The 11,894-nt window shown below is 53.4% G+C and carries 14 protein-coding genes; 13 read left to right on the top strand and 1 reads right to left on the bottom strand.

Features of this window, described 5'->3' with window-relative positions; all coding sequences use genetic code 11:
* Nucleotides 1-556: 556 nt before the first annotated feature.
* The 9 genes from Pla52o_RS22970 (at nt 557) to Pla52o_RS22935 (ending at nt 6,662) form a co-directional block, all read left to right on the top strand.
* On the top strand, nt 557-1,096 hold the full coding sequence (locus Pla52o_RS22970) for a hypothetical protein (protein WP_146596971.1): 540 nt from the start codon (nt 557-559) through the stop codon (nt 1,094-1,096).
* A 68-nt stretch (nt 1,097-1,164) separates the two neighbouring features.
* Nucleotides 1,165-1,797, top strand: coding sequence for a hypothetical protein (locus tag Pla52o_RS22965; protein ID WP_146596970.1), 633 nt, complete (start codon nt 1,165-1,167; stop codon nt 1,795-1,797).
* Nucleotides 1,798-2,156: 359 nt separating this feature from the next.
* The gene (locus tag Pla52o_RS27145) at nt 2,157-2,324 is read left to right on the top strand and encodes a hypothetical protein (protein WP_197169449.1); all 168 of its coding nucleotides are present in this window, start codon (nt 2,157-2,159) and stop codon (nt 2,322-2,324) included.
* A gap of 613 nt (nt 2,325-2,937) precedes the next feature.
* Nucleotides 2,938-3,807 carry a hypothetical protein gene (locus Pla52o_RS22960; RefSeq protein WP_390620920.1) on the top strand — a complete coding sequence of 290 codons (870 nt, stop codon included), beginning with the start codon at nt 2,938-2,940 and terminating at the stop codon, nt 3,805-3,807.
* Between the two features lie 306 nt (nt 3,808-4,113).
* Complete coding sequence (locus Pla52o_RS22955; RefSeq protein ID WP_146596968.1) at nt 4,114-4,389, top strand: hypothetical protein; 276 nt, start codon at nt 4,114-4,116, stop codon at nt 4,387-4,389.
* A 178-nt stretch (nt 4,390-4,567) separates the two neighbouring features.
* Complete coding sequence (locus Pla52o_RS22950; protein ID WP_146596967.1) at nt 4,568-4,942, top strand: hypothetical protein; 375 nt, start codon at nt 4,568-4,570, stop codon at nt 4,940-4,942.
* 89 nt (nt 4,943-5,031) lie between these two features.
* Nucleotides 5,032-5,562, top strand: a complete 531-nt coding sequence (locus tag Pla52o_RS22945) for a hypothetical protein (protein ID WP_146596966.1) — start codon at nt 5,032-5,034, stop codon at nt 5,560-5,562.
* Nucleotides 5,563-5,623: 61 nt separating this feature from the next.
* On the top strand, nt 5,624-6,100 hold the full coding sequence (locus Pla52o_RS22940; protein WP_146596965.1) for a hypothetical protein: 477 nt from the start codon (nt 5,624-5,626) through the stop codon (nt 6,098-6,100).
* Between the two features lie 103 nt (nt 6,101-6,203).
* Nucleotides 6,204-6,662 (top strand): hypothetical protein, encoded by a 459-nt coding sequence (locus Pla52o_RS22935; protein WP_146596964.1) that lies wholly within the window; start codon nt 6,204-6,206, stop codon nt 6,660-6,662.
* Nucleotides 6,663-7,331: 669 nt separating this feature from the next.
* Here Pla52o_RS22935 and Pla52o_RS22930 read toward each other — a convergent pair.
* Nucleotides 7,332-7,538 carry a hypothetical protein gene (locus tag Pla52o_RS22930; protein WP_146596963.1) on the bottom strand — a complete coding sequence of 69 codons (207 nt, stop codon included), beginning with the start codon at nt 7,536-7,538 and terminating at the stop codon, nt 7,332-7,334.
* 403 nt (nt 7,539-7,941) lie between these two features.
* On the opposite strand from Pla52o_RS22930, the gene Pla52o_RS22925 reads away from it, so the two are divergent.
* The 4 genes from Pla52o_RS22925 (at nt 7,942) to Pla52o_RS22910 (ending at nt 11,668) form a co-directional block, all read left to right on the top strand.
* Nucleotides 7,942-8,475, top strand: coding sequence for a hypothetical protein (locus Pla52o_RS22925; RefSeq protein ID WP_146596962.1), 534 nt, complete (start codon nt 7,942-7,944; stop codon nt 8,473-8,475).
* 137 nt (nt 8,476-8,612) lie between these two features.
* Complete coding sequence (locus tag Pla52o_RS22920; protein WP_146596961.1) at nt 8,613-9,077, top strand: hypothetical protein; 465 nt, start codon at nt 8,613-8,615, stop codon at nt 9,075-9,077.
* 113 nt (nt 9,078-9,190) lie between these two features.
* Nucleotides 9,191-9,676, top strand: a complete 486-nt coding sequence (locus Pla52o_RS22915; protein ID WP_146596960.1) for a hypothetical protein — start codon at nt 9,191-9,193, stop codon at nt 9,674-9,676.
* A 1,668-nt stretch (nt 9,677-11,344) separates the two neighbouring features.
* A complete protein-coding gene (locus Pla52o_RS22910; RefSeq protein WP_146596959.1) occupies nt 11,345-11,668 on the top strand; it encodes a hypothetical protein in 324 nt (107 codons plus the stop codon).
* Nucleotides 11,669-11,894 lie beyond the last annotated feature (226 nt).

Below are 11,894 nucleotides of genomic sequence, written 5' to 3'. Positions count from 1 at the left end.
AATCAAAAAAATGACGCATTTGCAATTCAACGTCTTTTGCATAGCCTTCCATTGAAAACCTCCGTAAATTGAGTCTTTCAACATGATAGCCGATTCCACGAAGTTATTTCCGAACAGTGCCCTACTACGAATGCTGGGGCGACAACCTTGCGCAATGGCTTTGCGAAAGTGAGACTGGCGGGTACGACGAATTCAAGCCAGCGTTCCGATCCATGACCGATGCTGATATCGTTTCCGTCTCGTCCGGAGGCACATCAAATGCATTTGGGATTTTCGACACATACCATCACCCATCTTCCCTCGTGTTACAATACCGTCGAACAACGACTGACGGAACAAGTCGATTGCATCGCGTACGGATTCCGATCCCGCCAGGGCGTGGCGACCGTGAGACCTCCCTCGACTTTACCCAGGCTGGCGTAGAACAAAAAAATGCACGGGAGATCGCGAGCTAGATTACTGGGTCGTTAGAATATCGCTCGCGCGATCCCCGTGAATTTAGGCGTTCGTCGACTATTTCGTTTCTTTCTCCAGCCACGACCCACGAGTTCCTACTATGACCTCACGACTTCTACTTGCCGTCATATTCACTGCTGCCGCGTTTACACAGGCCGGCTACGGTACTGACTCTTCGGGTTCTACGAAGGCGATCTGGGTCGTAGTTGAATCGCTACCTGACTCAACCGATGGAAAGCCGCGGTATTCGGTTCAGGTCTCCAGCGGAGTGGGGTTTGGCCTGGCTGACGCTATCTCCGAAGCACTCACAGGCTCTGCGACAGAAAATACCTTTTTGAGGCCGGTGACGGATTTCGATCTTTCGCTGTCGTTGCAGTCATCATTAGTGATGAAGATTGATAAGAGCCATTTGACGATCGCGCCGGGGGAGAGATTTTCGTTTTCAAAGGTTGCTGAACTGGCGAAGCGGCTTGAGAAAATTGGACTGAGCGAGGCATCCATTGCCTCCATTGATACTGTTTTGACACCAAAACCCGTATTGACAGACCGAAAGACAATTTTCAGCCATCCCTTCGAAGAATCATTTGAGTTTCACGTCGCCACGACTTCGCCATCCGATGCGGCGCCAATTGGTCGGTAGGCTGCGCAATCTGAATCGCCGCGACGAACCAACCGATGCAAGCGAGCGGCGAAGTCGGATGTGTTCAAATGGATGATCTTCCGTCGCCGCCGGGTGAACGCCGCCGTAATGCCATATCGATTGGAATACCAAAAATGCAAGTTGAAAGACGTCCTCGGCTACGATACTCAATAGCATCTCTGCTGTTGTTGTTTCCGCTGGTCGCCATTGCAATGGTGTTTATTCGCACAAGACAGGGGATCGCGAGCGAGCAGCGCAATGCCGTGGCCTGGATCGAATCGCAAAACGTCGGACTGATACGTTACGACTCTCAGCCATCCGAAAATGGTTACGTCGATCCCCGTATGGCAGACCCAGGAATTGTCGGACGGCTAATTGGAGCGGAGTATGTACAGTCCATCGAAGAGATAAACATCTATGATCCAGGATTGACCGATTTATCGCCGATCGGTGATCAAGTCCAAATCAAAATCGCAATGATCAATACCAATGCGGAGCTCGATATTTCCGCGCTCTCAAAACTGAAGAAGCTAGAGTCGTTACAGTTGAGCGCTAAGGAAATCGATTCCCTTGCCCCGTTGTACAAGTTGGAGAACCTGACGCGGGTTATGCTGGTCGACACTAACGTATCCGACGCCGAAATGTCAGCTTTCAAGGACGCTCGCCCGGATATTCAATTTGAGTCGCTCATTTCACAGTGATCTGCAGAACAAAGGCATTCATGCGGAGGCCAAAAGTCAACGTAGTTGGTATTGGTGAGTGTCGATACTGCGGCATCGGTGTTGCATATCGCTCTGCCTGTAAATCCTTGCTCGGTCGACCGCCTAAGCACGAGGCGAACTCGGTCCGCCTGAGTTTGTTATCCTTCAGAGGCGGATGGACCGCGACGGTTGGGGAGCCAATCGTCGCTCAAGCCAAGCGGCAGAACCATGAAATGCACGCGAGAACGGGTGGTGCGTTTACTCGTCTGCTTGCAACTCTTTCGCCCATTCCACGTGATTTCTAACGTTCTGGCAATCGTAACGATCCGGTCTACATTCATCCCCAACGGAGAGTATCCATGAGCTTCCCAAAATACGCGTTGCCTGTTCTGGTCTCGGTTGTTGCAATTGGTACCGTTGCCTCATTGGCAGCAACCAATGCTTCGAATAGCGAATCTAAGCTTGCCGGAAAATTTGTGCTCGTAGAACAACCTGGGGTGATCTTCAGCGTCCATGAGAAGGTCTGATTTGAATCGGCTGGTCAAACCGATTTCGTTGTTGTACCGATGCAACATACCGACACAACGGTTACTTACGACTACTGGATCCCATTGAAGGATGTGAGCCTATTGCGGGTCTTCCATTCGAAAGAAGACGCTAGAGACTACATTGATAGACGTGGCAAGAGGCGACAGGCGGCATCGGATCGGTAGTGCTCAATGAGAACTTAGGATTCAGACTGTCTCATCGGCGAACCATCCCGGGCAACGGAGCGGCGGTGGCTGGGCGTTACGAAGTGGATGGTCAACTTCCGCCACCCCGCTGATGCGAACCGTTCGCCGACTGAATGGACTGTCTGGTTTTTGTGAACTTGTTGGTAAGGCTAGAAGACGACTTGGATCGCATCCCGCGTTCTCGCTCAATCGTGGCCCAGAATCACCCCGAGGCGACTCTGGACGTGTATCGAACTGCTCCTGATTTCATGGCAGGGTATTTCCGACTCGCAGCAGGGGTTCAATCGACGCGCTACCGCCAACCAATCGCACCGCAGTCGCCGATCACCTGTGAAATAATCACACTCCAAGTCAACGGTCCGAAGAGAAATCCATGTACTATCTAAAAACGCTTGTATTGGTCGCTGTGGTCGGTTTGTGGCTACAGCCGGTTATCGCCGACGAGCAAGAACAGCCTGCTGCGGAAACCGCCTCGAAGGAGGAGCCATCGGAGACAAATATTGAACGCATCCGATCGGAGTTCGAAGATCTCCTAATTGCTCAGGCGACGGATTTTTCGAGTCCCACCGCGACGCTGGCCAAGATGTCGAATTTGTCGAATAAGTACTTGCGGGCCGATGAACGTTTCAATCAGCCGATTCGCGAGGTGCTACTGCGTTACGCCTCCAGTCGATCGCCGGACGATTCGAACGGGGCCGGCGACTTGTCCATGGCGGTGCAGATGTTTGAGCTTACGACGTTTCCGCCGGAAGTAGCGGCCGAACTATTGTTTAAGCCCTTGTTGTCGGAGCATCCGGCGATCAAAGATGCTACGCGCTCACAAATAAAGTCGTTGCTTTCCAAACGTCCGGATGAAACCAGCCTCCTGGTTCTGGAAGCGTTGCGTCGTGGCGAACGGTCACCATATGTTTTCTCGTTGACAGGCATCACGGGCGAAGCCAGCGAAGCGGTGGCCGGCGAGTTGCTGAAAATAGCCAAGAGCGGTGATGCCGAACACACACCGGCAGCCCTGGAGTCATTGGCCTCGGTGATCGACGAAGTGGAGCGTTTCAATCAGCGACGACAGGCCGGCTTGGGATCGGACACTGCTGATACCAAGCTTTTCAAATACGCCCGCAGGATCGTCGCACGCTATGATCGCAATCAGGATGGCAGTTTGACGAAGGACGAATACCGGTCGATGTTATCGTCTCCCGAGCCCGCCGACGCCAACCAGGACGGAGCGATTAATGTGGCCGAATACGCCAAATGGCTGGCTGAGCAGAGAAACCGTTAGCCGGACGCTGGCCCAAGCCCCCGTAACTGGCCCCCAATAAGCCAACTGCCCGCCGGGCTGGTCCGGTGAGAGCCGTTAACCGGACCAGCATCCAACCGGCGAGCGATCCTGTATAGCGGCGGAGGGTTTTCCCAGGCTCAGCCCACTTTCGCGGATGATCGACACTCAGTGTGAGCCGTTCTGGAACGGTAAACAGCGGCGAACCAGCGGATGCATGCGAGTCGCCGAGTTGAGTTTTTTGAAGTGGTGAGTCGTTGGCGACGACCACGTGATCCGTATCGTTATTCGACTGAAATGTACTCTGCAGTGTTACAGGACATGCTTCGACAACGCTTCCTACCTCGTACTATCACTGCTTCATCGGACACCGGTCGTGAATCGGGGTTTGTCGCTGATGGGTACGACCGTTTAGTTTCCGCCGTGGAGTCAGACGCGCGCCTCATCATCGAGACAAAATATGCCGACGAGTGGAATGCGAACAGGCTGATCCGTCGGTGGAAGTTGCAACGCAAAATGGACGCTGAAATTGCGGTGCTCGTTGCCGAAATGATGCCTGGCGTTTCGCCGGACGCTTTGTTCTGATGGTATGCTTGTTGATACTTGGCCCTGCTTGATACAGGTAACGACCTGACGTCCATGCTCGATCTAACACGGCGGGGAACCAAGCGATGATGACGGAGCGGCGGTGATCGCCGTTTTCGTCTGCTTGTTAGGTAATCGCCGCCGCCCGCACATCGCTACCGTTAAGCCACAGAAAAATATGTCTGATTCCAAGAATTACATTCCGCTTTCGGAACGTCTTCAGCAGGACGTATGGCACGACAACTTCGTTCCGAAATACTCTGCGCTCGCATCGGTAAAGCCGAGTAAACTCGTCTTAATTGGCGTCTGGTTGATCTTTGCCCCGGGGGCTCTAGGTGCGATTGCTGTCGGACTATCGACACTATCGGACTCGCCTGATTTGGCTACTGCCGTATTATCCTTGATTGGGCCGGTTCTGTTCTTCATGCTCGCTGCCGCGATCCTGTTTACTCAGACGCGACGTTACCGACTCGCGAAATTGCAGTCGGACGACAACGGCGACGAAGCTGACGATACCAACTATGCTCCGGGCGAAGGCGTAACCAAGTCGTGAACCGGAACGCCCGACACGCGTTTGCAAATGGAAAGTCTTGGGCGGTCGCCCTTTACGACCACCGTTCTGTTAGTCAATTGGAGACTGAAATGCGATCACGATTTAAGCGTCCTGCAATCGCACTCGTGATGGCGTCGCTGTGGATCGGATGGGCGGTTTGGGCCAACGCCCCTCACTACTATGACGCTCAAGCAATGGAGAGGGAGATCGCGGCTGTCCTCGGCCACGCAGACGTGAATCTGCAACCGGCAGAGGCTGGTTTCCCCTTCGCGTACATGCGGTACGATTATTCTGATTCCAACCAGCTTTCAATCCACGCCACGGATCTCTCGGTCCTATTGCCAAACGTTTTGTTCTCGCTCGCTGGCACGTTTGGCGTAGCATTACTCGTGGTGCGAATGCGCCGTATGTCGCTTCTTGGCATCGTCGCCTTGTGTTGCCTGGTTGCTCCAGCGGCATTCATGTCCATCCGCCTCAATGGATTGCATCCCACGGTCATGAGTTGCCTCTATCTCGTGCCACTAATCTTGCTCATGATGTCGCTCGCAGCGGAAGCAATTCGAGGCGGAAGAGTGCGGAGCAATTCTATGCAACGGAGCTCGGCGTCAGGCGTTTACTAACGGAAAACAAATCAGCCGTACCCGCTGATGCCCACCGTTCTGCAATGGACTACTGATACCCGTGACAACGAACCATGACAGCCTGAGAGCAAATGTTCGACGTTGGACTCTGATCCTTGGGGTTCTCCAGATCACGGTCGGCTGCATCGTCGGTTTCATCCCACCGACCGCCGTGGCATGGTTTCGCGGCATCGTGATGGCGCATATCGAGTTCACCGCGAACGGCATCCTGATGGTTGCCTTCGGGTTTTTGGTTAATGAACTCGCTTTAGGCCGGAAGGCGTTGTGGGTCTGGTTTGCGACGCTACAGATTGGCACATGGACAAACGGTGCGGCCGGAGTGGCGGCGGCGTTCATGGGCGCTTCGTCGAAGCTGATGCCCACAATCAACGAAGCATTTCCACCACCTCACGGCACTGACAATCCGATTGTTTCGGGGTCACTACAGGTGTGTGGCGTGACCATTATGGTAATGCTGCTACTTACACTTTATGGCCTGTGGCAATCCAGGGGGGCGGACAAAGTGCCGATCGCCTAACAACGGGGGGAACCGGAGTGGCGGTTCACGCGGAATTTGAAATCATCGTCGTTGGCCGCCACTCGGTTAACCTAAGCGTTTTGCCCACCAAATGGAAACCGTTATGAACCGAAAACCTATCATCTTCGCTCTCGTTCTGCTTCTCATCGTGTTGGCGATCGGTCTTCGTCCCTCCGAAAGGACGGACGATATCGCGATGGTCGGTCAAACGGTTCCGGTCAATTTTAAAAACTACGGTTCGGGCGCTTTACTTGACTCCACGACGCTTCTTCACACCTACGCTGCTCCTGACGGCCGATTCCGTGCTGCCGCCGATGCCAATGGTCTCGTTCGCATGGTCATTCCGGTTGCGGATGATTTTAGGTCGCCGGAAGGAATTTCGCAGAGTTCGACATTTGCTGCCGTGAAAGAGGTGACTGATTCCGCACTACGGAAAGTTCCCGGATACGGGTACCTGCTAGACATGCCATCGGGGTGGACGGCGGTCTTTTGTGTTGGCAATGGGATGACCGATTCAGAACCGAATGACAACACTTGGGTCACGTTCATTTGCCAACGTTAGACAGAAGAGGCAGAACCAGAGAACTTGCACAGGAGTGGCGGTGGCCGCGCGATTCAAACGGGATGATCAACTCCCGCCACCGCGTGAATTCCGCCGTTCGTAGACGCTGGTGACTCTACGGGCGGTTCGCGGTATCGATCACTCCGGAGCGACTTGGGGTTCGGGATTAGTGTTTGCTTAGTGCGGATTAGTGTTCCCCAAAACGAGGCTGCGCCGAACACTAATTTTCGCTGATCGGACACTGATCCAACGCTGGTGATTTCCGAAGCCTGACCGCAACGCCCGAAAATGCGAGCGACTCAATCGGAGACTCGATGCGATACAGATGCCGTCAACATTTGACTGTGTGCCGCTATACGCTTAACCCAGGGGACGCGGCGACCCATTCGATGCACGGCAGCGGCGAAGTCACGGTTTCTAAGAATGGAACATCGAGCGTCGTCGCCCCGTGAACGCCGTCGTCCGCCAATCGGAGATGCAGTCACGAATTCAACTGCCTGCTATCGCTTGAAACCCTACGTTCGCAACGTTGGCGTAGCGTGTACGACGCTGTTCGCGGTGATCGGCCTAGCGTCTGTGTTCGTTGCATACTTCAACGTGGACAACTCCTTTTCGAGACCGCTCCTTGCTGCAACCTGCTTCGGTATATTTGGGTCTTGCCTTATACTCCTAGGCGTTTGGCAACGATTGTTGCACCGTCGACACCGTGTCTTCATCACCGATGACACAATGCGTCAATGTGGTGTAGTATCCGATCACACCGTGACGCTGTCCGCGGTAGACCAATTCAAGTGACGACGAATTCCGTTCGGCGGCCACGTGCGGATTTCGGGCGTTGATGGCACTCTCAAAATCGAACTCGGTAACTTTGTTCACTCCCAGCGTGATGACGTCACTTCGTTTTTGCGTAGTGCAATTCCTAATGATCGTCAGTTCAGGTGGGACGAATTTCTCAGGCAACTTCAAGACGGTCCAGAACGGAAAATTCGGACGCGACGTGTGTCGTGGGATATTTCGCTAATACTCGCGTTTCATGCGATCGCATTCTCGATCCTCGGGGGCCTGCGATTTGGCGATCAGTGCTTACTAATTGTGCTCGTCAACGCTGCATTCATTGTATACTTTTGTCGAGGAACCCTGAGTCGCCCAGCGGACCCGAAAGCTGGCGAACTAAATAGTACACCCGAGTCGCGACGTCGGGCGTTTTGACAATAGAGAATCTCTCGTCGCGACCGGGAGATTGCAACTATTCTGCCCTGACTCTCGTCGGAGAAACGACATGCGACTACTCTCATTACTTATCGTTGTTCTGGTGCTGACTCCTGCGTTTGGTCAGGATCAGGAGGTGCGTTCCGCCGTAGAGTCTGCGCCGCAGAAAGCGGACCCGACGCAGGTCGCTCCAACCGCTCTTTGGAACGTTGCACCACTTTCGGCGTCCGAAAATCAGCTAGTTGGCGAGTGGAAACAAACGATTCTACCGACGAACGAAGAGGGCCCAACGTGTACATTCTCATCAGACCGCGTGTTTCGTTCTGATTCCGGGATTGCGGGGCGATGGCATGTCAGTGACGAACTGCTGCACGTTCAATACTGGACTGACAAGCCGTCTGTTTTGCCGTTTGCCGACCTTTTGCGACGCTGGCAAGCTCCGTCGGATACCTGGAAAATCACGTTTAGCGACGAGGGCAACCGGGTTGAACTGGCTCCACCCAACAAAGCGACTGAGGCTGTGTTCACGCGTTTAAAGGACGAGGGCAAACGCAGCGTCGCTGATCAGCCATTAGCTTCACATAAGGAAATAGGCGGGGAGTAGCAGAACCAAAAATAGCAGGGGAGATCGCGAGCCGGATCTCTTGGCCGTCAGAAGATCTACCGCGCAATCCTCGTGAATTTTGACGTTCTGCCGACTGAAAACGACTTCCCCCTTCGTAACCAATCAAGGTAGCCACAATGGATGAAACACAAACCGTAGGGCCGCAGCGAGGATCATGGGTTGGCACATGTTCGTTGTTGTCCGTGCACTTAATCGCGTTTGGAATGCTCGACCTCGTTCTCGTGCAAATGAATTGGGCGTTTGGTGACTGCTTCATCGTTGTCGGAACAAATCCAACGCCAAGGTTTGAGTCCGCGTCAATGATTTCAGATTTCATTGCCGCATTCACTCCTGTGGTCCTCGTCTTGCTCGCGTTGCATCTGTTTGTTGTTTTTTGTTTGGCACGCCGCGGCAATCGATGGACATCCGCGTATTCGCATTTGGCCCTGGTCTGCATGGGAGCCACTGGATTTCTCTGGACCGGATGGGGAGTTCATGCAATGAGTTGGGGCCAACCAGGAATCGCGAATCCCAAAGCGTTTGCCACGGCTGCACTTAATGCTGATCAATTTGCCATCGCCAACATCATGCGTGACGAATAGCGGCGAACCATCCGATGCGAACGAGCGGCGAAGTCGGGCGTTGTGACAATGAGAAATCTCTCGCGCCGACCGGGTGATCCGCAACGTTCGCCGACTCAAACCGATACCATCGATTGCCACGCTTCTCGCTACTCTCGATTTTCTACTTCGTCGCCGGGTGCGTGGGCTACTTCGCATTATTTATTATCGCCGGTCGCAATGATCCTTTCCTGTTGGCATGGCTCGCAAATTCTCTCGGCATGCTTTACGGGACGCTGCTTTACGTTAGCGGTTTAGCGTCGTTCTATGTTGCCTGTCGATGTTCTTGGCGATTCGCAGATGCATCGGAGGTCGCAGTCGCGCTTCCGTTTGCATTTTTGCCTGCGTTTGTAGGTTTGATTGGTCTCGTTCACGGTTACATCAGCGTGTTTCGAATTCTGTCCATGTATGGCACGCCCCCAAAGCCGACCGAGATGTACGAAGCGCATGCAACGATTTTGGTGTGCTTGCTGGTGGGCCTATGCCTTTCATTGATTTCTTTTGCTTTACTGGCTATCGCGATGCTCGTAAAATGCCACAAACCACAACACTCGACCGCGACATCCGATCGCGGCGGATAACCATCGGATCCAACGGCGGGCCGGTGACGCGTTTTTCACGAATGGTTGCTCCATTCCCGTCCCCCGCTATTATCCGACTCGATACAGATCTCGCGACACAGGAATGCTCTTAGCCACTGATGCGATTCACGACCTGCACGCTGTTAACCTTCATCGCTGTGTTCGCATGTGCTTTCGCATCGATCAAGCATCCAAGCACGATGGTAATTGAGGTACTCACTCACCTCTACGTTCTGTCTGCGTGCACCGCACTTGTCGCCGCGTTCCACTCAACCGGTCGCGTTCAGAGCTACTCGCTCACATACGGCGTATTCGGATTCGGACTAATCCAGTTTCGCTCTTTCCCACAATCTATATCAATGTGGATTTGGGAAAACGTTACACATGACGGGCCACAAACCGTGCCGATTGATAACGGCGAGTGGTATCTAGTTCAAAATATTGTGGAGACGACGACATCCGTAGTATTGTGTCTTTTCGCCGCTTCATTAGTCGCTGGCTTTCAACGTCGTGCTTCAGATGCTTGAATGGCTGGTAACGATGTCTGCACTGAAGGACGGCATATTATATTTACACATGGAAACCACATTGGACGTCCTCGGTGTCGACCAACGTTCCCCGACATAAGTAACATCTTGAAGCGTCACTGTTGGCACGCATTCCAAAGATCGAAATAAGCAGCCACGACGAGTTGCTCATCTATCTGAAGTCCGAATTAGGGTAGTGCGGTGGCGGCTACTATGAGGAAGCGATTCGGGGTCTTCGGGACATACTGCAGTTCGCTGCTGACCGACAAGAAACGCGTGGAGATGATTTCGAACCATTCTCGGCAATTACACGTGATGTGGAAGCATGGTTGCTGGCGTCACCAGGACTTGCGACATCGTTCGTTTGGCTGCTCGACAAGCATGATCTCATCTGGCACGGATTTAATGCATCGGACATCTGGATAAGCAAAAAGGGAACTGCTGTCCTGGATGCGATTAAACAACACAATGTGTTTCGTGGATTGCCCAACGACGATTCGAGCTAGCAATGGCCATTCAACGTGTGATTTGATCGATTGTTCTGAACGTTCTCTTGCGACAGACTAGGAAGCGGGGAACAATGAATTGCACGTGAGTATGGGAGTCAGGTTTCTTGGTCTGCTTACACGTCGCTCACCCGTCCCCCGCCTGATGTCCGCCGTTCGGATCAAAGCACTTGAACCACTCCACAACAGAGATTCGATGGCTCCCCCTAGTCTTCGTCGGTTTTTTGCAGTTCGCTCTTCTTCCCGTCGCTATTGGAGTAACGGTCTGGATCAACGACCCCAGCTGGATGCCGCTATACAACGAGATGGGCTGGACATGTGTTCCCTCAGCGCAGACGGCGTTGTCCACACTTTATTTGGCCTTTGGCGCAGGTGGTTTGGTGCTTCGATTTTCGCTGACCCTTGTAACGCTGGTCATGATCCTCCTCTCGACAGGATGGGCTTACGGCGTCATCGGTGTTTTCGATAATCCGTGGGCCGAATTGCCAGGTCGGTCAGGGTGCACTGTGGTCCCCGCATCACTTACAGGGCTATTCCTGTCATTGCTCCGGCCTTGGATCGGGACTGTCCGTTGTACTCATACAATCGCTGACGCGCGCTGCGGAATACAGGACTTACTTCTCACCACGTTTTTCGTGAGTGTGCTGTTGTGTTGGTATCGCTATGCTGTCTCGGTCGTCTCAGGCGAACCAGTGGATGTTTTGATGCTTGCGCTGTACAGCAGCCTAATCGCCTTATTTGGCCTGTCCTGTCTACTGCTTGTGATGGGCTCGACCCATCTTCGCCGGTTCGCTGGGGTCGCGGGATTCGCCATCGGTTTGACGGTCAACGTTTCTCTGTTTTCATGGTCGACTTGGTTCCAAACGGTTTCGGTGTGGGGGATCGTCATTTGTACGCTCGCAGTACTTCGCGTTTCAGGCGTTTGCTTGCGTAGAATTACTACTGCAACTACCAAGTAACCAGAACACGAACCGGAGAACGTCATGGCGCCGTTTCAGATGCATCGCACATTAGGCGATCCCCGCTAGGGGCATCGATATTTGTGAGGAGTGGTGTTGTTCAACGCAAATGCAACTTGCCGACTGACGTATCCAGGCTGCTGCGGACTCGCAAACCCGATAATGGCTTCGGAGCCGATTTCGGAATCGGAAATCGTTGGCTCGCATTCTCACTACAGCGTCGAGA

Source organism: Novipirellula galeiformis (assembly GCF_007860095.1).
In the GTDB taxonomy this organism is placed as follows: domain Bacteria; phylum Planctomycetota; class Planctomycetia; order Pirellulales; family Pirellulaceae; genus Novipirellula; species Novipirellula galeiformis.
Note: the sequence above shows the minus strand (reverse complement) of the source record. Positions and strands in the feature narration are given on the sequence as shown.

Excerpts from the sequence above, each read along its gene's own strand:
- Pla52o_RS22935 (WP_146596964.1), top strand. The coding sequence starts at position 6,204 with ATGAACCGAAAACCTATCATCTTCGCTCTCGTTCTGCTTCTCATCGTG.
- Pla52o_RS22945 (WP_146596966.1), top strand. The coding sequence starts at position 5,032 with ATGCGATCACGATTTAAGCGTCCTGCAATCGCACTCGTGATGGCGTCG.
- Pla52o_RS22920 (WP_146596961.1), top strand. The coding sequence starts at position 8,613 with ATGGATGAAACACAAACCGTAGGGCCGCAGCGAGGATCATGGGTTGGC.
- Pla52o_RS22925 (WP_146596962.1), top strand. The coding sequence starts at position 7,942 with ATGCGACTACTCTCATTACTTATCGTTGTTCTGGTGCTGACTCCTGCG.
- Pla52o_RS27145 (WP_197169449.1), top strand. The coding sequence starts at position 2,157 with ATGAGCTTCCCAAAATACGCGTTGCCTGTTCTGGTCTCGGTTGTTGCA.
- Pla52o_RS22965 (WP_146596970.1), top strand. The coding sequence starts at position 1,165 with ATGGATGATCTTCCGTCGCCGCCGGGTGAACGCCGCCGTAATGCCATA.
- Pla52o_RS22970 (WP_146596971.1), top strand. The coding sequence starts at position 557 with ATGACCTCACGACTTCTACTTGCCGTCATATTCACTGCTGCCGCGTTT.
- Pla52o_RS22950 (WP_146596967.1), top strand. The coding sequence starts at position 4,568 with ATGTCTGATTCCAAGAATTACATTCCGCTTTCGGAACGTCTTCAGCAG.